This window comes from Phyllobacterium myrsinacearum, assembly GCF_014138285.1.
Lineage (GTDB): Bacteria > Pseudomonadota > Alphaproteobacteria > Rhizobiales > Rhizobiaceae > Phyllobacterium > Phyllobacterium myrsinacearum_A.
The window spans coordinates 1,221,257-1,241,777 of record NZ_JACGXN010000001.1; the positions used below are offsets into that span (position 1 = coordinate 1,221,257).

At 58.0% G+C, this 20,521-nt stretch carries 20 protein-coding genes; 4 read left to right on the forward strand and 16 right to left on the reverse strand.

All coding sequences use genetic code 11. The features are described 5' to 3' along the window. Positions 1–42: 42 nt before the first annotated feature. The 9 genes from FHW16_RS06055 to FHW16_RS06095 all read right to left on the reverse strand — a co-directional run bounded on the left by FHW16_RS06055 (position 43) and on the right by FHW16_RS06095 (position 8,485). Positions 43–1,521, reverse strand: coding sequence for a mannitol dehydrogenase family protein (locus FHW16_RS06055; protein WP_182548205.1), 1,479 nt, complete (start codon positions 1,519–1,521; stop codon positions 43–45). Between the two features lie 76 nt (positions 1,522–1,597). Beyond that, a complete protein-coding gene (locus FHW16_RS06060; protein ID WP_182548206.1) occupies positions 1,598–2,374 on the reverse strand; it encodes an L-iditol 2-dehydrogenase in 777 nt (258 codons plus the stop codon). Between the two features lies 1 nt (position 2,375). Then, complete coding sequence (locus tag FHW16_RS06065) at positions 2,376–3,374, reverse strand: ABC transporter ATP-binding protein (protein ID WP_182548207.1); 999 nt, start codon at positions 3,372–3,374, stop codon at positions 2,376–2,378. A 42-nt stretch (positions 3,375–3,416) separates the two neighbouring features. After that, positions 3,417–4,247, reverse strand: coding sequence for a carbohydrate ABC transporter permease (locus FHW16_RS06070; RefSeq protein ID WP_182548208.1), 831 nt, complete (start codon positions 4,245–4,247; stop codon positions 3,417–3,419). Between the two features lie 4 nt (positions 4,248–4,251). Beyond that, positions 4,252–5,124: a carbohydrate ABC transporter permease gene (locus tag FHW16_RS06075; protein ID WP_182548209.1), complete on the reverse strand. Its 873-nt coding sequence runs from the start codon at positions 5,122–5,124 to the stop codon at positions 4,252–4,254. A gap of 109 nt (positions 5,125–5,233) precedes the next feature. Further along, on the reverse strand, positions 5,234–6,544 hold the full coding sequence (locus FHW16_RS06080; RefSeq protein ID WP_182548210.1) for an ABC transporter substrate-binding protein: 1,311 nt from the start codon (positions 6,542–6,544) through the stop codon (positions 5,234–5,236). 134 nt (positions 6,545–6,678) lie between these two features. Further along, on the reverse strand, positions 6,679–7,635 hold the full coding sequence (locus tag FHW16_RS06085; RefSeq protein WP_182548211.1) for a sugar-binding transcriptional regulator: 957 nt from the start codon (positions 7,633–7,635) through the stop codon (positions 6,679–6,681). Beyond that, the gene (locus tag FHW16_RS06090) at positions 7,632–7,976 is read right to left on the reverse strand and encodes a SelT/SelW/SelH family protein (RefSeq protein ID WP_182548212.1); all 345 of its coding nucleotides are present in this window, start codon (positions 7,974–7,976) and stop codon (positions 7,632–7,634) included. Before FHW16_RS06090 ends, FHW16_RS06085 begins: the two co-directional genes overlap by 4 nt. A gap of 233 nt (positions 7,977–8,209) precedes the next feature. Then, complete coding sequence (locus tag FHW16_RS06095; protein ID WP_182548213.1) at positions 8,210–8,485, reverse strand: hypothetical protein; 276 nt, start codon at positions 8,483–8,485, stop codon at positions 8,210–8,212. A gap of 79 nt (positions 8,486–8,564) precedes the next feature. On the opposite strand from FHW16_RS06095, the gene FHW16_RS06100 reads away from it, so the two are divergent. Beyond that, complete coding sequence (locus tag FHW16_RS06100) at positions 8,565–8,897, forward strand: helix-turn-helix domain-containing protein (protein WP_182548214.1); 333 nt, start codon at positions 8,565–8,567, stop codon at positions 8,895–8,897. 121 nt (positions 8,898–9,018) lie between these two features. Here the strand turns inward: FHW16_RS06100 and FHW16_RS06105 are convergent, their stop codons facing one another. Then, the gene (locus tag FHW16_RS06105; protein ID WP_210278022.1) at positions 9,019–9,183 is read right to left on the reverse strand and encodes a hypothetical protein; all 165 of its coding nucleotides are present in this window, start codon (positions 9,181–9,183) and stop codon (positions 9,019–9,021) included. A 115-nt stretch (positions 9,184–9,298) separates the two neighbouring features. Between FHW16_RS06105 and FHW16_RS06110 the strand changes: the two genes are divergently transcribed. Next, a complete protein-coding gene (locus FHW16_RS06110; RefSeq protein ID WP_182548215.1) occupies positions 9,299–9,694 on the forward strand; it encodes a DUF1801 domain-containing protein in 396 nt (131 codons plus the stop codon). Positions 9,695–9,703: 9 nt separating this feature from the next. On the opposite strand, the gene FHW16_RS06115 is transcribed toward FHW16_RS06110, so the two are convergent. Together FHW16_RS06115 and lepA are read right to left on the reverse strand one after the other, a co-directional pair. Next, on the reverse strand, positions 9,704–9,910 hold the full coding sequence (locus FHW16_RS06115) for a hypothetical protein (protein WP_182548216.1): 207 nt from the start codon (positions 9,908–9,910) through the stop codon (positions 9,704–9,706). A gap of 114 nt (positions 9,911–10,024) precedes the next feature. Beyond that, positions 10,025–11,833, reverse strand: a complete 1,809-nt coding sequence (gene lepA / locus FHW16_RS06120) for a translation elongation factor 4 (protein ID WP_182548217.1) — start codon at positions 11,831–11,833, stop codon at positions 10,025–10,027. A 123-nt stretch (positions 11,834–11,956) separates the two neighbouring features. Here lepA and FHW16_RS06125 point away from each other — a divergent pair, with 123 nt between their 5' ends. Beyond that, the gene (locus FHW16_RS06125) at positions 11,957–13,723 is read left to right on the forward strand and encodes a phospholipase D-like domain-containing protein (protein ID WP_210278023.1); all 1,767 of its coding nucleotides are present in this window, start codon (positions 11,957–11,959) and stop codon (positions 13,721–13,723) included. Here FHW16_RS06125 and FHW16_RS06130 read toward each other — a convergent pair. The 3 genes from FHW16_RS06130 to FHW16_RS06140 all read right to left on the reverse strand — a co-directional run bounded on the left by FHW16_RS06130 (position 13,714) and on the right by FHW16_RS06140 (position 17,296). After that, positions 13,714–14,718, reverse strand: coding sequence for a cytochrome d ubiquinol oxidase subunit II (locus tag FHW16_RS06130; protein WP_182548944.1), 1,005 nt, complete (start codon positions 14,716–14,718; stop codon positions 13,714–13,716). The genes FHW16_RS06125 and FHW16_RS06130 overlap by 10 nt on opposite strands. A 213-nt stretch (positions 14,719–14,931) precedes the next feature. Further along, positions 14,932–16,293, reverse strand: coding sequence for a cytochrome ubiquinol oxidase subunit I (locus tag FHW16_RS06135; protein ID WP_182548219.1), 1,362 nt, complete (start codon positions 16,291–16,293; stop codon positions 14,932–14,934). 124 nt (positions 16,294–16,417) lie between these two features. Then, positions 16,418–17,296, reverse strand: a complete 879-nt coding sequence (locus tag FHW16_RS06140; RefSeq protein WP_182548220.1) for an ATP/GTP-binding protein — start codon at positions 17,294–17,296, stop codon at positions 16,418–16,420. Between the two features lie 116 nt (positions 17,297–17,412). On the opposite strand from FHW16_RS06140, the gene FHW16_RS06145 reads away from it, so the two are divergent. Further along, positions 17,413–18,186, forward strand: a complete 774-nt coding sequence (locus FHW16_RS06145; protein WP_182548221.1) for a helix-turn-helix domain-containing protein — start codon at positions 17,413–17,415, stop codon at positions 18,184–18,186. Positions 18,187–18,239: 53 nt separating this feature from the next. Here the strand turns inward: FHW16_RS06145 and FHW16_RS06150 are convergent, their stop codons facing one another. Then, positions 18,240–20,231 carry a PhoX family protein gene (locus FHW16_RS06150; RefSeq protein ID WP_182548222.1) on the reverse strand — a complete coding sequence of 664 codons (1,992 nt, stop codon included), beginning with the start codon at positions 20,229–20,231 and terminating at the stop codon, positions 18,240–18,242. Positions 20,232–20,521 lie beyond the last annotated feature (290 nt).

The following is a 20,521-nucleotide window of genomic DNA, read 5'->3' on the forward strand; positions in this document are numbered from 1 at the left end:
GGGTACTTATGCTGCAAATACAAAATGAACATGGCTCGCACCCTACAGCTTGTCTGCGAGATAAAGTTTCAATGTCTCGCGCGTGCCCTTGTCCCAAAGGGTTTTCAAAATCCGGGAGAACGATTCCTCGAAGACGGGCGACGTTCCGACATCACCGAAAATATCGCTCATTGCCAGAAATGCCTTCGGATCGCTTTTGGCCTTTACCGCCTCAACCTTCAGCCGTTCAGCATTGGCATCCAGATAGTTCGTCGGCTTACCACTATCGGTCGCTCCCTCGCAGAACCGGCACCAAAGCGCCGAAACCAGCGACAGACCCGTTATGCTCTGGCCAGCCTTCAGCCGGTCCGCCGTGGTCGGCAGGATGAATTTCGGCTGACGGTTGGAACCGTCCTGACACAGGCGCTGGATCGTATCGCCGATCTTCGGATTGGAGAAACGCCGGTCGATCAGATCGTAATATTCCTCAAAGGTGACACCGGGTACGGGCGGGAGGACCGGAATGATCTCTTCCCGTTCGAGCTTGCCAAGAAATCCACGGATCAGCGGCTCTTCCATGGCCTCATGCACGAAGTGAATGTCCATCAGCGCTGCCGGATAGGCGATCGTTGCGTGACCACCATTGAGAATGCGGATTTTCATCAGCTCATAGGGAGCAACATCCTGAACAAAGGTCACCCCGACCTTTTCCAGTGCTGGGCGGCCCGTCGGAAAGTGATCTTCGAGCACCCACTGCTTGAAGGGCTCGCAGAAAACCGGCCAATTGTCCTCGACACCGAAATCGCTCGCGAGCATTCCGCGTTCCCGGTCGGAAGTTGCCGGCGTGATACGGTCGACCATGCTGTTGGGGAAGGCAACATTGTCCTTCACCCACCTGGCCAGATCCGCATCGACAAGCGCCGCGAGGCCGCTGATGGCGTCGCTGGTGACATGACCATTGCCCGGGATGTTGTCACAGGACATCACCGTATAGGGCGCGGTTCCTTCGCTGCGGCGGCGGATCAGCCCGGCCAGAATGAGACCGAACACCGTCTTGGGATCGCCAATATTGGCTGCATCGGCAACAATCGCCGGATGCCGCGGGTTGAACACACCGGAAGCCGGATCAATGAAATAGCCACCTTCAGTGATAGTGAGTGACACGATACGGATTTCGGGATCGGCCAAACGGGTAATCGTGTTTTCGGTTTCACCCGGTTTCAGATAATCGATCATGGAAGCGGTGATTCGCGCGGTGCGATGGCCGCTATCCTGCTCGACAACCGTGGTCAGCCAGTCCTGCTCCTTCAGTTTCTGACGCATGGTCTCGTCTGAAGCCAGAACGCCGGCACCGACGATAGCCCATTCGTGATCGCTGCCCGCGTTGAACAGATCATCGAGATAGACGGCCTGATGGGCGCGATGGAAATTGCCGATGCCGAAATGGATGATACCGGCCTTCAGGCCGGACTGATCGTAGCCCGGCACGGCGACATTGGCGGGAAGCTGCTGCAAAGCGCTTTTGGAGAGTTTAACAGTCATCGGGCCTAACCCCTCTTTTCAAATGAAGTCGCGCCTGTGCCCCGATCCAAGGGCACAGAAACAGCCGAGCGCTCGCTCAGTTCATCCAGTTGCCGCCGTCGACATTGTATGTCTGTGCAACCACGTAATCGCTGTCACTGCTGGCAAGGAAAACCGCCATGCCGGTCAGGTCTTCTGCCGTGCCCATGCGGCCATAGGGAACCGCCTCGCCGACCAGACGCTTCTTCTCGCCGAGCGGCCGGTTTTCGTACTTGGCAAAGAGTGCATCGACCCCAGACCAGTGCTCGCCATCGACAACGCCGGGGGCAATCGCATTCACATTGATCTTGTGTTTGATCAGATCCTGCCCGGTGGACTGGGTCAGGCTGATGACGGCCGCCTTCGTTGCACAATAGATGGCAACCAGCGCTTCACCCCGGCGTCCGGCCTGGCTCGCCATATTGATGATCTTGCCGCCCTTGCCGCGTGCAATCATCGCCTTGGCCACGGCCTGAAGCGTAAACAGTGTACCGGAGAAGTTTACGGCAAAAAGCTTGTCATAGCTGGCGCGGGTGATCTCGACGGTAGGCGACATATCGAACAGGGCCGCGTTATTGACGAGGATGTCGATCCCGCCGAATTTGTCGACGGTTTCCTTGACGGCTGCATCGATGGACGTCTGATCCGTCACATCGAGCCGAACCGCATAGGCGCCTTCACCCAGTTCCGACGCGGTTTCCTGCGCCCGGGCCAGATCGATATCGGCAATCACCACGTGGGCAGCGCCTTCCTTGAGATAGGCTTCCGCGAAGGCGCGGCCGATGCCGCGCGCCGATCCCGTGATGAACGCCGTCTTGCCTGCTAGTCTGCTCATTTCAAATCACCTGTCCGTCCGCGCCAAATCGATGAAGCCGTGCCGGGTCCGGCGTGAGGAAAATCGGCTGGCCATGTCTAGTGTCAAAATCACCGTCGGTACGCACGGTCACCTGGCCGATACCATCGATCTGGGTATGGATGAAGGTATCGGAACCGAGATGCTCGGTCACACCGACTTTGCCCTTCCATTCGCCGTCCGTCGTCGAAATGCGGATGTGCTCAGGGCGAACGCCGAGCGTCGTGACTTTGTGCTTGGCGGCTTCCGCACCTTCAATGAGGTTCATGCGCGGCGAGCCGATGAACCCGGCAACAAAAACGTTCTTCGGGTTGCGATAGAGTTCCATCGGCGAACCCACCTGTTCGATGCGCCCGGCATTCAGCACCACGATCTTGTCGGCCATGGTCATGGCCTCCACCTGATCGTGGGTGACGTAGATCATGGTTGTCTTCAACTGATGGTGCAGATCGCTGATCTCCAGACGCATGTTGCCGCGCAGCGCCGCATCCAGGTTGGACAGCGGCTCGTCGAAGAGGAATGCCTTCGGCTGACGCACAATCGCCCGGCCGATGGCAACGCGCTGGCGCTGACCGCCGGACAACTGACCCGGACGGCGTTCGAGATAGTTGGTGAGGTTCAGGATATGCGCAGCATCCTTCACCTTCTTGTCGATGACGGACTTTTCCTGACCATCCATTTTAAGAGGGAAGGCAATGTTGCCGTAAACAGTCATGTGCGGATAAAGCGCATAGGATTGGAAGACCATGGACAGTCCGCGCTTGGCCGGAGCCTCGCTGGACATGTCCTTGCCGTCGATGATGATGCGGCCGCCGCTCAGGTCCTCGAGACCTGCGATCATACGCAGAAGCGTGGACTTGCCGCAGCCGGACGGCCCGACGAACACGACAAACTCACCATCGTGAATCTCAAGATCGATTTCAGGAATGACCGAGGTGGTTCCAAATGACTTGGATACTTTTTCGAGTGTAATGCTTCCCATAATATTTTTCCCATCTCTTTTGGCTGCGCCAAAGGCTGAAACCTATTTCACTGCGCCGAAGGTCAAACCGCGCACCAGCTGCTTTTGCGAGAACCAGCCCATGATCAGGATGGGGGCAATCGCCATGGTGGATGCGGCTGACAGTTTGGCCCAGAACAAGCCCTCGGGACTTGAGTAGGATGCGATAAAGGCAGTGAGCGGCGCTGCATTGGCGGCGGTCAGGTTCAGTGTCCAGAATGCTTCGTTCCACGCCAGAATGATGTTGAGCAGCATGGTCGAGGCGATGCCGGGGACCGCCATGGGCGTCAGCACGTAGACGATCTCCTTCATCAGGGATGCGCCGTCCATGCGTGCAGCTTCCAGAATCTCGCCTGGAATTTCCTTGAAGTAGGTGTAGAGCATCCAGACGATGATCGGCAGATTGATCATGGTGAGGACAGCAACGAGGCCGAGACGCGTATCGAGCAATCCCCAGTCGCGGAAGATCAGATAAAGCGGCACCAGCACACCGACCGCAGGCATCATCTTGGTGGAGAGCATCCACATCAGAATGTCCTTGGTGCGCTTGGTCGGCGAGAAGGCCATGGCCCAGGCAGCCGGAATGGCGAGTGCCAGTCCGATCAGCGTCGACCCGACCGAAATCACCACGGAATTGGTGAAATGCTTGAAGTAGTCGGAACGGCTCTGCACCTCGTGGTAGTTTTCAAGCGTCCAGTCGAAGAACAGGAACTGCGGCGGTGTTGCGATCGCCGTTCCCTCGGACTTGAAGCTGGTGAGGAACGTCCAGAGGATCGGAAAGAAGATCAGGAAGCCGATGGTCCAGCCGATGACCGTGAAGATGATTTTGCTTCGCGTCGTGGTTGAGCGGGCCATGATCCTACCTCTCCAGGTTCTTGCCGATGAGGCGAATGAGGAAGAAGGCGACGATGTTGGCGAGGACTACCGCAACGATACCGCCAGCGGAAGCGCCCCCCACATCGAACTGCAGCAATGCCTGCATGTAGATGAGATAAGTGATGTTGGTCGTCTGGATGCCCGGCCCGCCATTGGTCGTCACCAGAATTTCGGCAAAGACGCTGAGCAGGAAGATCGTCTGGATCAGAATGACAACCGTGATCGCCCGGGACAAGTGCGGCAGCACGAGATAGATGAAACGCGAGATTGCCCCGGCGCCGTCCATCTCCGCCGCTTCCTTCTGCTCGCCATCCAGCGACTGCAGGGCAGTGAGCAGGATGAGCGTGGCGAAAGGCAGCCATTGCCAGGCAACAATGAGAATGATCGAGAACAGCGGCACCTGTGCGAACCAGTCGATCGGCTGGAGCCCGAAGGAACGGGCAATCCAGGCGAAGAGGCCGTTGACCGGATGCATCAGCATGTTCTTCCACACCAGCGCCGAAACCGTCGGCATGACGAAGAACGGCGCGATGACCAGCAGCCGGACGATGCCCTGTCCAAAGAAGGGCTGATCCAGCACCAGTGCCAGAAGAATACCGCCAATGACCGTGATGAGCAGCGTACCGCCCACCAGAATAAGCGTATTGGCGAGCGCGGTAAAGAACGCCGGGTCCGTCAGAAAGTACTGATAGTTGAGAAAGCCGATATATTCCTCGGTTCCCGGCATCAACAGATTGTAACGCAGGAACGAGAAATAAAGCGTCATGACAAGCGGCACGATCATCCAGAGAAAAAGCAGGATGACGGCGGGCGACATCATGATACGGGCAGTTGCACGTGTCTGAAGCGTAGCCATGGTCGGGTTCCGATACAGTGTTTATGAAAACCGGGAATCCAAAAAACCTTAAGGAGGCCCGGGCGGCACCTGACATTCGCGTCAGGAGCCGCCCGGAGCCAGGAGGATTCTACTTGATATAGCCGCCCTTTGTCATCTCACGTGTTGTGAGAGCCTGAGCACCCTGCAAGGCCTGATCTACGGTCATGGAACCGGCAAGGGCAGCGGAGAACTGCTGGCCCACGGCGGTGCCGAGACCCTGGAATTCAGGGATGGCCACAAACTGGCCGCCCGTATAGGGCACCGGCTTGATGGTCGGCTTGCTGGTGTTCGCAGCAGTCATGGCATCGAGCGTGATCTTGGCGAAAGGCGCGGCCTTCTGATATTCCGGATTGGCATAGAGCGAGGAGCGCGTGCCCGGAGGAACGTTCGCCCAGCCTTCCTTGGCTGCAACAAGTTCCGTATAGGCCTTGTCGGTCGCCCAGGAGACGAACTTCTGCGCGGCTTCCGCCTTCTTGGTGCCAGCAGGAACACCGAGGTTCCAGGCCCACAGCCAGTTGCCGTGGTTTTCAACGCCGCCCGTCGGGAAGAGCGCATAGCCCACCTTGTCGGCAACTTTGGATTCCTTCGGGTTGGTCACGAAGGACGCAGCCACCGTCGCATCGATCCAGATGCCGCACTTGCCGGTCTGGAACAGCGCAAGGTTTTCATTGAAGCCGTTGGAGGATGCTCCGGGAGGTCCGGCTTCCTTCATCAGGTCGACATAGAACTTCAGCGCATGCTTCCATTCCGGCTGGTCGAACTGCGGATGCCACTTTTCATCGAACCAGCGCGCGCCAAACGAATTCGCGGTTGCGGTCAGGAGCGCCATGTTCTCACCCCAGCCGGCCTTGCCGCGCAGGCAGATGCCATAGGTCTCGGTGGACTTGTCGGTCATCTTCTTCGCCGCTTCGGCGATCTGGTCCCAGGTCGGCTTTTCCGGAATGGTCACACCGGCCTTCTCAGCCAGATCCTTGCGATACATGACCATGGCGCTTTCGCCGTAGAAGGGCGAAGCATAGAGCTTGCCGTCGACCGAAACCGCATCGCGGATGGCCGGCAGGAGATCGTCCTTGTCATAATCCTTGGCGAGGCCGTCGAGCGGCAACAGCCAGCCCTGCTTGGCCCAGATCGGCACTTCATAGGTGCCGATGGTCATGATGTCGTACTGGCCGCCCTTGGTGGCAATATCCGTGGTGACACGCTGGCGCAGCACGTTTTCTTCGAGCGTTACCCATTCCAGCTTGATGTCAGGATTTTTCTTGGTGAAGTCGTCGGTCAATTTCTGCATGCGAACCATGTCGCCATTGTTGACCGTGGCAATTGTCAGTGTTTCGGCATTGGCGAAACTCGCCATGGCCAAAACTGACGCAGCGCCGAGCAGAAGCGTTCTTGTTAACATTTCATTCCTCCCGTGAATGTTATGAGCAATTGCTTGTCTTATGGGCAAATACTCACACAATCGCGAAACAAGTCAAGAGGCAATCGATGCTGCATTGCAGCATCGCGCCTTCGCATCGGGAAAAATGAGGGAAATCAGACGGTGCGGAGCAGGGCTTCCGCGGTCCGTTCGTCTGTGATCAAGCCATTGATCAGGTTGCCTTTTATCGCGGCAACTATACCGGGCAGTTTCTTGGGGCCCTTGGCAATGGCAATCACCGTTGCCGTCTCGCGCGAAGGGATGTGCGCACTGGCAACACGGTCATTCGTGAGACCCTCGATCGGCACGCCGTTGCGGTCGAACGCCCGCCCGACGATTTCGCACACTGCTCCGGCGCGCCGCAAAGCCAGCAATTCAGCGCGCGAAATGAAGCCGTCGACGAAGAGCGGCGCATCATCCTCGAGGTCGCCGATCCCGAGAAAGGCAACATTGGCCTGCGCCGACAATTCCAGCACCGGGCGGATCATCGCCTGCGCGTGCAGAAGCTCGCGCTCCTCCGGCGAGGAGGCAATTACAGGCAGCGGCATCGGGAAGGAACGCGCCTTGATTTTGTCGGCAATGTTGAAAATGACGTTGTAGAACGCTGCCGAGCCGTCGGGCGAAATATTGCCGGTGAGCGATACGACCTTATGCTGCGGACATTCGATCGGTGACAGCAGCTCGATCGCCGCCTTCAGCGTACGGCCGGTACCGATGCCCAGAATGATCGGCGTCTCGGATTTCAACCAGCGGGTCATTTCGTCAGCCGCCGCGTCAGCCACACCAAGCGTTGTCGACGTTGAGCCCGGATCGGTCGGCACCACTTCCACCATCTTGAGGTCAAAGCGCTTTTTCATCTGCGCGGCGAGGTCGAGGCAGTGGGCAATGGGATGATCGAGCCGCACCTTGACCAGCCCTTCAGACACGGCCAGCGACACCATGCGTTGCGCCGACTGGCGCGAAATGCCAAGCTTGGCCGCAATCTCGTCCTGCGTGTTGCCAGCCACATAATAGAGCCAGCCAGCCCGCGCCGCGTCGTCCAGTCGTGATGTCGTAACCTCGGGCTTACTCAACTCTCTGCCCCGCCCTTAAGCGCCTCGCTCCGCTCGTTGCTGGCGGGGACCCCGGTGGTCTTGTGCCCGTCGGAATGGCCGAGATCGCGCTCGGGCCAGACGATATCACGCACCTTCTGCTTGAGCACTTTGGCCTCGGGAAAACCGCCGTCGCGCTTGCGCTCCCAGACCAGGTCGCCCTCCACGCGTATCTCGAACACACCGCCGGTGCCGGGGATCAGGGCCACCTCGCCCAGATCGGCGCCAAAGGTGGACAGCAGTTCCTGCGCCATCCATGCGGAACGGAGGAGCCAGCTGCATTGGGTGCAATAAAGGATGGTGATGCGCGGTTTGGTTGTCATGTCCAGCTTCTTAGCATTTCCGCTTGGGGATGTAAGCTGCTGTGTTGTGGATGCTATTGGATGTTCTCACCCCCCTCTGCCCTGTCGGGCATCTCCCCCACAAGGGGGGAGATCACATTGACATGAACGCCTTCGCACAACAGGAACTGTTTCAGATTTCGCAAGGACGGTAATGTAGGCTGATCTCCCCCCTTGTGGGGGAGATGGGCGACAGCCCAGAGGGGGGTGAATATTCATCCCCGCCTCTGCAGCTCCCGGTAAACGCGTCGCCAGATGCCCTGCTGCACCATATCACCGCACCGCCACGCATGTTCTTCCTCGATCAGGGCGCGATAGCCAGCGCGCGCACCATGTTTTGCAAGCAGCATGTCCGTCATTTCCATAATCTTATCTTTCGGCACCAGCCACGGTTTTATCGACGCTTCCCATTCATGGAAAAGCAGGGTGCCCCAGATGGGAGACGAGCCGATGATAAAAATGAACCATTCAAAACAATTGGTCAGCCACATAGTATTATCCACAAATTGACGAAATTAAATCGTCATATTGTAGATCGACCTGTGGTTTTTGCCAGAACAAATTGTTCTCATGGAATCATTTGCATCAAATCTGCGCCTCCGAACCACAGAGCTTGGTATTCATCAGGCGGATGTAGCGCGCCGCGCTGGCCTAAGCGAGAAACGGTATAGCAATTACGTCACCGGCAGGCGTGAACCTGATCTGGCGACCGTCGTGCGTATTGCCAAAGTGCTGCATACAACTCCGGACAGATTGCTGTCGTTCGGAGAAGACACCGACCCCGAGCCGATTGCGCAGCAGCGTATTCGCGCCGCCATCGGCGTGCTTTCGCCCGATGACCTGGAGACTGTAACGATCATGGTCGAAGCGTTGGCGAGCAAGCGCCATATGGGTGTAGATTGATCCGGCTGAGCCGGAGGTCGATTGCACAGGCACTGTGCGTGGTTTGACAAGCTCGTAGAACCACGCACTATGGTTGTGCAATTTTGAGGAGCGGAAAACACAACCCTGCCCCAAAGCAAAATCAGCGGCGGGTCATTTCCCGGGCGATGCGGGTGAAGTCCGCCTGCTTGATGCCGATATCGGCACGATCCGAGGGGCTCATGGCATTCAGAAGGGCCATGGCATTGCGGAAATCCTGATCCTTGCGGCGGCGTCCGCGCGTGGTGAAATCGAAAATGAAGCTCATTGGTGTGTAACCTGTGTCGATGTATTGTTGCATCAAGGATAAATCCACACGCTGGGATTGTGCAGTGCAATATCTGCATGGGTGGTATGTCGACATAAAAGGGAAACGCGAAGCGATGAATGAGAGTGCAAACACCAGGGCTGAAAACCCGTCCGCGCTCATCGATGCGCGGATCGAAGAGCTGGGCGACTGGCGCGGCAAGACGCTGGCGCATGTGCGCGCGCTCATCAGGCAGGCCGACCCTGAGGTGGTGGAAGACGTGAAATGTCGCGGAGTTCCCGTCTGGGAGCATGCGGGCATCATCTGCACCGGCGAGACCTACAAGAGCGCAGTGAAGCTGACCTTTGCCAAAGGCGCGGCGCTCGCCGACCCAGCGCAGCTTTTCAATTCGAGCCTCGAGGGCAATACGCGGCGTGCCATTGATCTGCACGAGGGCGACGTCATCAACGAGGACGCCTTCAAGGCACTCATTCAAGCCGCCATCGCGCTGAACACCCAGCGACGACGATAAATCAGGCGATCATTCCCCCACCTGTTCGGCCTGTTCCACCGTCAGCGGCTTGATCCCCGGCGGCAGCGGTTCCGGCTTTTCCTCCTGCAGGACAGATGCGGAGGGAGCAGGAGGCCGTGCGGTGGTGCAGGCGGCAGCCGACAGGATAAAACCGCAGGCCAGCGCAAAACCTGTGGCGCGGATAAAACCGCGCGAAAGATGAAGGGACAGCGGCACGCCTCTATCCTCCCGGTTCCAAACCATCAGACGCGAAAAACACGCTGTCACCAAGGCATTTCCTCATCGCAATTCCGGACGAAAAACCGGTATCCACTTTTTCTGGAATTGTTTTTAATTATCGCTCATCTTCAGGGCCTGAATAAACGCTTCCTGCGGAATTTCGACCTTGCCGAATTGCCGCATGCGCTTCTTGCCTTCCTTCTGCTTTTCCAGAAGCTTGCGCTTGCGCGAGACGTCACCGCCATAGCACTTCGCCGTCACGTCCTTGCGCAGGGCCGAGATGGTTTCGCGCGCGATCACCGTGCCGCCGATGGCTGCCTGGATCGGGATCTTGAACATGTGCTTGGGGATGAGGTCCTTCAGCTTTTCGCAGAGGTCGCGGCCACGCTTTTCGGCGGCGGCGCGGTGCACCATCATCGACAGCGCATCAACAGGCTCGCCGTTCACCAGCACTGACATCTTGACCAGATTGCCCTCGCGGTAATCCGAGAGGTGATAGTCGAAGGAGGCATAGCCCTGGCTGATCGATTTCAACCGGTCGTAGAAATCGAACACGACTTCGTTGAGCGGCAGGTCATAGGTGACCATGGCACGCTTACCCACATAGTTGAGGTCGATCTGGATGCCGCGGCGGTCCTGACACAGCTTCAGGATGGAGCCGAGATAATCATCGGGGGTGAGGATCGTCGCACGGATCCATGGCTCCTCGATGGTGGCGATCTTCATCACCTCGGGCATGTCAGCGGGATTGTGCAACTCCCTCTGCGTGCCGTCGGTCATGTTGAGCTTGTAGACCACACTCGGGGCCGTGGCGATGAGGTCAAGGTTGAACTCGCGCTCCAGCCGCTCCTGAATGATTTCGAGATGCAGCAGCCCGAGGAAGCCGCAGCGGAAACCGAAGCCCAGCGCAGCGGAGCTTTCCATTTCGAAGGAGAACGAGGCATCGTTGAGACGCAGGCGACCCATGGCGGCGCGCAAATCCTCGAAGTCAGCCGCATCGACCGGGAAGAGACCGCAGAAAACCACGGGCTGCGCCGGCTTGAAACCGGGCAGGATGGAATCTGTCGGGCGCTTGTCCTCGGTGATGGTATCGCCGACGCGCGTGTCGGCGACTTCCTTGATCGAAGCGGTGATAAAGCCGAATTCGCCCGGTCCAAGTTCATCCACGGCCAGCATCTTCGGCGTAAAGACGCCGGTGCGCTCGACCGGATATTTGGCGCCGGTGCCCATCATGCGGATGGTCTGGCCCTTCTTCAGAACGCCATCGATGATGCGCACAAGAACGATAACGCCGAGATAGCTGTCGTACCAGCTGTCGACCAGCATCGCCTTCAGCGGCTTGGTACGGTCGCCTTCGCGTGGCGGTGGCAGCTGGTTGACGATTGCTTCTAGAACGTCAGGAATGCCAAGACCCGTCTTGGCGGAAATCAGCACGGCCTGACTGGCATCGATCCCGATGACTTCCTCGACCTGTTCGCGGATGCGCTCGGGTTCGGCGGCAGGCAGATCGACCTTATTCAGCACCACGACGATATCGTGGTTGTTGTCGATGGCCTGATAGACATTGGCGAGGGTCTGCGCCTCGACGCCCTGCGAGGCATCGACGACAAGCAGCGAGCCTTCGCATGCGGAAAGGGACCGCGACACTTCATAGGCAAAGTCGACGTGGCCGGGCGTGTCGATCAGGTTGAGGATATAATCCTCGCCATTGTTCGCCTTGTACTTCAGCCGGACGGTCTGTGCCTTGATGGTGATGCCGCGCTCGCGCTCGATATCCATCGAGTCGAGGACCTGCTCCTTCATGTCGCGCAGCTCAAGCCCGCCTGTCTGCTGGATCAGGCGGTCGGCAAGGGTGGATTTGCCATGGTCGATATGGGCGACGATGGAAAAATTACGGATGTGGTCAAGTGGAGTGCTCATGCGCGCGATTTAGCAGTGAACAGGCAAAACGCAAAGCGGGAAATGCAAACCCGGGGCGCGGACCGTCACAAGATTGCATCGTCTGTGCTATATTTTACCCCTGCGCCACGCACGGGGGATGTGATGATGGACGAATTCTTCAATTTCAAAGAGACGGACGGCTTCCGCGTGAAACTCTGGCGGGGCGAATATATGTGCCTGCTGGGCTTCGATGTGGATGCGCCGGAGGACGATTTTGTCGGTTTCGCGGTGGAGTACAAGGAGCCGAAGGGCACGAAATTCCTCAATCTGCGCAACCGCATCGCCTTTGACTATGGCGAGCCCGCCAAAAAGGCAGTGACCGGCGGCGGCAAGTTCCCCACCACGGAAGCGCCGCTGCAGATGTTCCGCTGGGTGCATTTTCCCTATGAGCCGCAGGACGGTATCTACACCTACCGCGTCACCAAGATGCATATGCCGCAGGACGGCAAGCTGGTGCGCGGCACCATGATCGAACTGCCGATCCGCTACGACGCGGTCACCCATGACGGCTTTCTCGATATCGGTTTTACCCGCAACTTTGCTTCGTCACAGTCCTTCGAGGACAAGAAGAAGCGGCTGCACCTGACCAATGACATCATCCCCGGCAATGCGGACGATGGCCTCGCCTTCGCAGCCAAGAAAGCCGAGATCGCCAAAACAGGTATTTACGATTGGCTGGGCTTCGAAGCGCACCGGCTGTTGTTCGGTTTCCTCGACTGGGCGGTGAAGGATCCCACCATCGAAGTGGATGCGCTGGCCTATGACCTGAACGAGCCGGATTTTCTGGCGCAGTTGGAAAAGCTCGGCAGCCGCCTGCGGGTGATCGTTGATGATTCCGGTGTGGCAGACAAGAAGACCGGTGCGATGAAAAGCGGCCATGGCGCGCCGGATAGCGCGGAAACACAGGCGGCGGCGCGGCTCGTTGCCAGCGCCGGGGCGGATCACGTCAGGCGCGGGCATTTTCGCGGGCTGCAGCACAACAAGGTGCTGATCGCCAAGCGCAACGGCATGCCGGTGCGGGTACTGGGCGGATCGATGAATTTTTCGTTCCGCGGGTTCTACATTCAGGCCAATAACCTGTTCATCTTCGATGATGAGGCCGTTTCCGCGTTGTTCGAGCAGATGTTTACGCTGGCCTTCACCGACATGGCCAATTTCCACAAGGACCCGTTCTCGAAAGTCTGGCATTCGGTGAAACGCGAAGGCCGCCCGGCGGTGCATGTCTGTTTCTCGCCGCACAAGACATCGGATCTGTCGCTGCAGCCGGTGGGCGGCGCCATCGATCAGGCGGCATCCTCGGTGTTCTATTCCTTCGCCTTCATGAACCAGACCAAATCCGGCCCGGTTCGCGAGGCGCTGGACCGGCTGATCAAGAAGCCGCTGTTCAGCTATGGCGTCGTGGACAAGAAGAGCGGGATGGAAATCCAGAAGCCGAGCGGCGAGAACGGCCTCGTTGATTTCGCCTATCTGGCCAAGAATGCACCGGAGCCGTTCAAGAGCGAATGGTCCGGCGGCAGCGGCATCAACATCCACCACAAGTTTGCCGTGGTGGATTTCGACAAGCCGACGGCCAAGGTGTTCACCGGGTCGAGCAATTTCTCGCCTTCGGGCGAGACGGGCAATGGCGACCATCTCGTCATCATCGAGGACCAGCGGGTGGCGACGGCCTTTGCCATTGAGGCGCTGCGCATGTTCGATCATCTGAACTTCCGCAACCGCATGCAGGTGGAAATCGCCACGCAACCGAAAAAGATCACGCTGAAAAAGCCCAAGGCGATTTCAGGCGAAAGCACCGCGTGGTTCGACAAGTTCTACGTGGCGGGAAGCCAGCGCGAGCGCGACCGGCTGACTTTTTCGCGTCAGTCGTAGCGCAATTCGCGGGCCTTGCCGCCAAAGACCCGGTAGGCAAAGATGGAATAACCGATGATAACGGGCAGCACGACGATGACGCCGACAAGGATGATGCCAAGACTTTCCGGCGCGCTGGCCGCCGCGAAAATCGTCAGCCGCTCAGGCACCACATAGGGATAGAAGGAATAGGCGAGCCCGGCAAAGCCGAGGGTGAAAATACCTGCCATCATCACAAACGGCAAAGCGGAATGCCTGTCACCCACCGCGGGCATTCGGCCAAGCACGGACCAGAGTGCCGCGAACAGCGCCACCGTGACCAGCGGCAGGGGCGCGAGCAGAACCATCTCCGGCAGCGAAAACCATTTTGCAAAAATACGCGGACTGGCCATGGGGGTCGCCAGCGAGATTGCCACCATGCCGAGGGCGACGAAAACCAGCGAACGGCGCATCAAAAGGACAGCCTTGTGCTGCAATTCACCCTCGGTCTTGTGGATGACCCACGCGGCGCCGATGGCCGCGTAAGAGGCCGTAAGGCATAGGCCGACCAGCAGTCCGAACAAAATGCCGGTCCATGATTGGTCGAGCCCCAGTACATAGACGCCGAGCATGTAACCCTGCGCCATGGAAGCAGTGATCGAGCCGATGGAGAAGGCAAAATTCCAGCGCGGCTTCAGATGCAGGTCAACCTTGGCGCGAAAATCGAAGGCAACACCGCGCAGGATCAGGCTGATCAGCATGACAACAACGGGGATATAGAGTGCCGACAGCACGATGCCATGCGCGGCGGGAAAGGCCACCAGCAGCAGGCCGATGGCGAGGACCAGCCAGGTCTCATTGGCATCCCAGAACGGGCCAATGGCCGCAACCATCGTGTCGCGTTCCTCGTCAGTGGCCGCGGTGAAGAGGATGCCGACGCCAAGATCAAACCCGTCGAGGATGACATAGACAAGAACGGCGAAGCCCATCAGCCCGGCAAAAATGAGGGGAAGAAGGATGGCGGGGTCAAAGGTCATGGGCGATGCGATGTCTGATTTTGGCTTCAGAACACCCCCCTCTGCCCTGTCGGGCATCTCCCCCCCAAGGGGGGAGATCAGCCTTCATGACGATTTTGATTGATTCTGAGACATTGCAATAAGGGCAAAAATGTTGATGTCGATGTGATCTCCCCCCCTGTGGGGGAGATGTCCGACAGGACAGAGGGGGGTGACGAGCAGAACAGTGCATCATCACATCCCCCGCACCGGCTGGCCCAAAGGCTGGTCCTCGACACCCGGTTCCGGCTGCCTGTCGCCCTCCCGCGCGGCCTTGACCGCGAGACGGACAATGACGCCGATAAAGGCGAGCAGGAGCACCGCATAGACAATGAGGTAAGCGGCGAGCGAAGAAGCAACCACTGCGGCAGGCGCGGGGCCGAGCGCGTCGGTGGTCTTGAGCACGCCGCTGACGAGCCAGGGCTGGCGGCCGATTTCCGTCGTGTACCAGCCGGCGAGCGTTGCCACCCAGCCGGACAGCGCCATCGGCACCATCAGCATCGCGAGTGGCCGGGTGATCGTTCCACACCGCCACAGCACCCACGCCGCTGTCCATGACACCAAGAGCATCAGGATGCCCGTGCCAACCATGATCCTGAAACCGAAAAACAGCGGTAGAACCGGCGGGTGATTGCCCTCGAACTGATCAAGGCCCGGCACAATTCCATAAGCACTGTGCCGCAGGATCAGGCTGGCACCATCAGGCACGGCAATCTCATAACGGTTTTGCTTTTTGGTCTCGTCAGGCAAGGCAAACAGCACCAACGGCACATTAGAGCGGGTTTCCCAATTGGCTTCCATGGCAGCGATCTTCTGCGGCTGATGCGCAAGCGTATTCAGCCCATGCTGGTCGCCAGCCGCGATCTGCACCGGGATAAGCACCGCTGCGAGATAGACCCCTGTACGCAGCGTTTTCCACATGGCATCCGTGCAGTCGCCGAGCAGCCAGCGCAGAGCTGATATGCCTGATATGAGAAAAGATACGGTAAGCCCCGACGCGAGCAGCATATGCACAAGACGGTACGGCATGGATGGGTTGAAGATGATGGCGACCCAGTCAGTGGCAAAGGCCTTGCCGCCGCGCATTTCGAAACCATCCGGTGTCTGCATCCAGGAATTCAGCGCGATGATCCAGAATGCCGACACCGTCGTGCCGAAGGCAACAAGAAGGGTTGCCAGCGTGTGAACGCGGTTGGACACGCGCCGGAACCCGAACAGCATGATGCCGAGGAAGGCCGCTTCCAGAAAGAACGCGGTGAGAATTTCATAAGCCAGCAACGGCCCGGCAATATTGCCCACCGTTCCCATGTAGCCCGGCCAGTTGGTACCGAACTGGAAGCTCATGGTTACGCCCGACACCACGCCAAAGGCGAAGGACAGGGCGAAAATCTTGACCCAGAAATGGTAGGCCTTCATCCAGCTCTCATCGCTGGACCTGCGATAGCGCAGCTTGAAGTACAACAGGACCCAGCCGAGCGCGATGGTGATCGTCGGGAACAGGATATGGAACGAGATATTCGCAGCGAATTGTATTCTCGACAGAATAAACGGATCCATGACGGCGTCCTTTCGCTGCGGACATATGTCACCGGAAGACGCCAGATGAGAAGTAGACATGCTGTCGCGTGCTACAATGGCCGCGACGTCGCGGCCATTGACTCTAGCAATATTCAGAGATGGGCTAGTTGAGCGCGTTGATCTTCAGCGCAAACAGTTCCCCCTCATTCATCATCGGCACATAAAGGGTTTCGTCATCGGAACCGATATCCACATCACCCGGCTTGAACTGGGCAACAAGTTGCGGCGCTTGACCGGCGACTACGCGATAGAGCGCGCCTTTCAGGGGATCGCTGAGATAGATGCTGCGCGCGAGTACGACAATCCCGTCCACATTGGCAAAAGCAGTTGCCTGGGGAAATGGTGTCACGGCCTTGGTCGCCATGTCGACCTCAAGCAGGCCACCCGGCTTGTCAGTGGTGAAATCAGGATGCACCCCCTTGCCCCAGGAGCCGACAATAAGCCGGTTGCCATCGGCAATGATGCCGTTGGGCGCTCCGAGACCAGCGCTTTCCAGCCACAGATCGATCTTGCCGCCGGAATAGCGATAAATGCGGTCGGCCAGCATATCCGTGACAAAGACATCGCCATTGGCAGAGGCTGTCACGTCGTTGAGAAACACAGCCTTCTCGGCTGCCAACGTTTCAATGATCTTGCCGGTATCGAGATCGACAACTCGCAATTTGGTAATGTCAGATATAAAGAGCTTGTTGCCGACGATCGCCATTCCCTTCGGCGCATCAAAACCACTTGCCCAATCCATCTGGATGATCTGGCCATCCAGAGAGACAAGTGACAGAAAACCGTTTCCATCCACCGCATCCGGTGCTCCGTTGATGTTGCTGACAATTAGCCGCTGGTGCGCCTTGTCGTAAAGTGCGGATTCCGGTGTCTTGAAACCGGATACTTTCCACACCTCACGGGCAGGCCCGGCATGGGCTGGTCCAGGAAAAAGGCTCGCGACAACCGCGAATACCGAAATGATCCCATAGGATTTGTGCATGATAATTCTCCTTGCTTCGTCAGGAGAAGGATTAGATTATTGCACTTTATGGGAAAGTGGCATTCAATCTAGTATCGATAAACGATACTTTTTGATCGCTTCGAGGATTAGTTCTGATGAACAAGATGCTTTTCGACGCGTTGAAACGTGGCCTGAAAGCCAAGAACATCACCTATGGCGATCTGGCCCGGCGGATGAACCTGTCGGAACCAACCATCAAACGGATCTTTCAGGAGAAGGATTGCAAGCTTGGCCGGCTCATTGAAATCTGCGACGCGGCGGGGATCGAGATCGAGCACCTGATCGGCTCGATGAACCGCGCGCCGGATCAGGGCAGCAAGGTGACGCTGGATGTGCAGCGGCGACTGGCGCAGAACCAGTCCCTATTCTTTGTTTTCATTCTTATTCTGGAGAAGTTTACACCGGAAAGCATCATGCGCATTCATCGGCTGAGCGAAGCCAGCATGTTTCTCTACCTGCGTGATCTGGAAAAACTCGGCCTTTTGCAGATCGGCCGCGGCCTCCATTTCCGTCTGCTGGTGGAGCAGCCGGTGCAATGGGATTTTGACGGGCCGCTGCATGCGACATTCATCACGATGAACCGCAATTTTATCAGCTGGTGCATCGCGCATCGTGGCGATGATGGTCATTTCCTGAGTTTCTCCCGTCCCATGCGGCGGCAAACTGCGGATCTCTTGCGGCAGGAAGCGGAAGAACTGGCCGAGCGGGCAAAGCTGCTTTCCCACTATGATCAGCAGACCACGCCGGAAGAAGACCTTGTGGGCTACAAATGGGCGTGGGGTTTTGGCGGTTCGCCCTTTGGCGAAATGATGCATGTAGACCCGCATCCGCGCGAACGGACGTCACGGAAACTGGTCACAGCTGATTGAGCAAATAGACAGAATCCGGCCTCAGATTTGACACTCGGGGCCGGGAGTTCCGATCAGACCGCGATCTTGCCGCCACCCTTTTTGGTGATTGCAACGACAGCAGGGCGCACCGGCATATCATCCTTGAAATCGGGCCAGCGGGTGGACAGATCCTCGTAGTAGGATGGACGCCCGAATGGCTTCCAGTCTTCGCCGCCATCCCCAGGGTGCTGGACGGCAACCATCATGGACTGCATATCAGGCAGGACAAGCGGGCCGCACATTTCGGCACCAACCGGCACGCGAAAGAACAGTTTCGACGTGGCACGTGCGCCGCCTTCCGTATCGATGGCCCAGATGCCATCGGTACGGCCGGTTTCCTTCGGCGAATTGCCGTCGGTGGCAACCCAGAGGCGTCCGGCGGCATCGACCGCACAATTGTCGGGCATGCCGAACCAGCCATTCTTTGTCGTCTCCGTCGAGAACGAAGCGCCGACATCGGCCACCGTGGGATCACCGCATTTCAGAAGGATTTCCCACTTGCCCTTGGTTGCAGCGAAATTGCCGTCTTCTTCGGTGATTTCGACGATGTGACCAAAGGCGTTCTTGGCGCGCGGATTGACGGCGTCGACCTGATCATCCTTGCGCTTGGTGTTGTTCGTCAGCATGACATAGACTTTGCCATTGACGCCGTTCGGGCCGATATCTTCCGGGCGGTCCATCTTGGTTGCGCCCAGCAGATCACCGGCGCGGCGGGTTTCGATGAGAACATCCGCCTGGGAATGGAAGCCGTTGGCCTCGGTCAAAGGGCCCTGTCCAAAGACGATCGGCAGCCAGTTGAGTGAGCCATCCACGTCGAACTTGGCGACATACAGCGTCCCCTCGTCCAGCAGATCGAGATTGGCGGCACGATTATCCGGATTGAATTTGCCTGCAGTGACGAATTTGTAGACATAGTCGAAGCGTTCATCATCACCGAGATAGAAAACAACGCGGCCATCCTTGGCAACGATGGAATCGGCGCCCTCATGCTTGAAGCGACCGAGCGCGGTACGTTTCTTCGGAATGGAATTCGGATCGTTCACGTCGATTTCCACCACCCAGCCGAAACGATTGGCCTCGTTGGGTTCCTTGGACAGGTCGAACCGGTCATGGAACTTGCCCCAGTCGTAGACGCCTTCCGGAATGCCCATGCGCTTGTAATTGGCGGCTTCCTTGCTGTCTTCAGGCAGTTTTCCAAGGAAATAGCCGTGGACGTTCTCTTCGCCGGAAACGTATGTACCCCATGGCGTAACGCCACCCGAACAGTTGTTGATCGTGCCGAAAACCTTCCTGCCAGATGCATCGGCATTGGTCTTGACGCGGTCGTGTCCGGCAACAGGTCCTGAGAGCTGCATCTCGGTATTGGCGGTGATGCGGCGGTTAAGTTTGCCGTCCCTGACGACCTGCCACTTGCCCTCGGTCTTCCGGATCTCGACAACAGTGCCGCCATGGGCAGCCATTTCGATGTCAACGCGCTGCTTATCGGCGGGCGAAACGCTGATCTTGCCGTCGACCACCTTGACGATGCCGGGGAACATGAGATGCTCGTTGGTGTATTCATGGTTGACCACCAGCAGACCATGTTCGGACGAGCCGTCGATCGGGATATAGCCGACATAGTCATTGTTGTAACCGAACTGCCGGGCCTGGGATTCCGGTGTCTGGTTCTTCGGATCAAAAGCGGGCGAATCCGGGAACAGGGCATCGCCCCAGCGCAAAAGCACATCGGCATCGTAGCCGGCGGCAACGTGGTGCTTTTCGTCAATGCCGGCTTCCACTTCCTCGAAGGAGAAGGCAGACTTGGTATCGGCGGCGCGGGCATCATCGGCCAGCATCAGCGCCATCGGGCTAACAGTGGCAGCAATGGCGGAAACGGCAAGCGAACCTTTCAGAAAGCCACGGCGCGAAAAACGCGCGGCGATGATCTCGCCCATGGTGGCATTGTCGGAGAGATTGTGGCCCGGACCATCATTCTCTTCAAGCTGACTGGTGCGGAATGGCTGCTGGGGAGCAAGTTCGTTCATGATGCTGACCTCTGGCTATCTGGCTGGGGGAGCGGCTTCGAACCGTTCCCGACCGCTAGAAGGTCAGCGTTACAATTTGATGACACGAGGACGCTTATCTGTCGCGATGAGACAAAGGTTTAAGAGATCGGGGCAGTACCATCGTGTGTGGTTCGTGGTTCGACAAGCTCACCATGAGGGAGAGTGGTGCTGCAAAGCCAATCGGAAACATTGCAGTACAAGCAATCTTACAGAACCTGGCTCCCTGAGTCCCTCACTCTCCCTCATGGTAAGCTTGTCGAACCACGAAC

What these genes read in the sequence shown, in the direction of transcription:
- FHW16_RS06150 (WP_182548222.1), bottom strand. Translation starts at nt 20,231, where the DNA reads ATGAACGAACTTGCTCCCCAGCAGCCATTCCGCACCAGTCAGCTTGAA.
- FHW16_RS06105 (WP_210278022.1), bottom strand. Translation starts at nt 9,183, where the DNA reads ATGAGCTTCATTTTCGATTTCACCACGCGCGGACGCCGCCGCAAGGAT.
- FHW16_RS06135 (WP_182548219.1), bottom strand. Translation starts at nt 16,293, where the DNA reads ATGGATCCGTTTATTCTGTCGAGAATACAATTCGCTGCGAATATCTCG.
- FHW16_RS06060 (WP_182548206.1), bottom strand. Translation starts at nt 2,374, where the DNA reads ATGAGCAGACTAGCAGGCAAGACGGCGTTCATCACGGGATCGGCGCGC.
- FHW16_RS06130 (WP_182548944.1), bottom strand. Translation starts at nt 14,718, where the DNA reads ATGACCTTTGACCCCGCCATCCTTCTTCCCCTCATTTTTGCCGGGCTG.
- FHW16_RS06095 (WP_182548213.1), bottom strand. Translation starts at nt 8,485, where the DNA reads ATGTGGCTGACCAATTGTTTTGAATGGTTCATTTTTATCATCGGCTCG.
- FHW16_RS06110 (WP_182548215.1), top strand. Translation starts at nt 9,299, where the DNA reads ATGAATGAGAGTGCAAACACCAGGGCTGAAAACCCGTCCGCGCTCATC.
- FHW16_RS06140 (WP_182548220.1), bottom strand. Translation starts at nt 17,296, where the DNA reads ATGCACAAATCCTATGGGATCATTTCGGTATTCGCGGTTGTCGCGAGC.
- FHW16_RS06070 (WP_182548208.1), bottom strand. Translation starts at nt 4,247, where the DNA reads ATGGCCCGCTCAACCACGACGCGAAGCAAAATCATCTTCACGGTCATC.
- lepA (WP_182548217.1), bottom strand. Translation starts at nt 11,833, where the DNA reads ATGAGCACTCCACTTGACCACATCCGTAATTTTTCCATCGTCGCCCAT.
- FHW16_RS06065 (WP_182548207.1), bottom strand. Translation starts at nt 3,374, where the DNA reads ATGGGAAGCATTACACTCGAAAAAGTATCCAAGTCATTTGGAACCACC.
- FHW16_RS06100 (WP_182548214.1), top strand. Translation starts at nt 8,565, where the DNA reads ATGGAATCATTTGCATCAAATCTGCGCCTCCGAACCACAGAGCTTGGT.
- FHW16_RS06145 (WP_182548221.1), top strand. Translation starts at nt 17,413, where the DNA reads ATGAACAAGATGCTTTTCGACGCGTTGAAACGTGGCCTGAAAGCCAAG.
- FHW16_RS06090 (WP_182548212.1), bottom strand. Translation starts at nt 7,976, where the DNA reads ATGACAACCAAACCGCGCATCACCATCCTTTATTGCACCCAATGCAGC.
- FHW16_RS06080 (WP_182548210.1), bottom strand. Translation starts at nt 6,544, where the DNA reads ATGTTAACAAGAACGCTTCTGCTCGGCGCTGCGTCAGTTTTGGCCATG.
- FHW16_RS06125 (WP_210278023.1), top strand. Translation starts at nt 11,957, where the DNA reads ATGATGGACGAATTCTTCAATTTCAAAGAGACGGACGGCTTCCGCGTG.
- FHW16_RS06055 (WP_182548205.1), bottom strand. Translation starts at nt 1,521, where the DNA reads ATGACTGTTAAACTCTCCAAAAGCGCTTTGCAGCAGCTTCCCGCCAAT.
- FHW16_RS06075 (WP_182548209.1), bottom strand. Translation starts at nt 5,124, where the DNA reads ATGGCTACGCTTCAGACACGTGCAACTGCCCGTATCATGATGTCGCCC.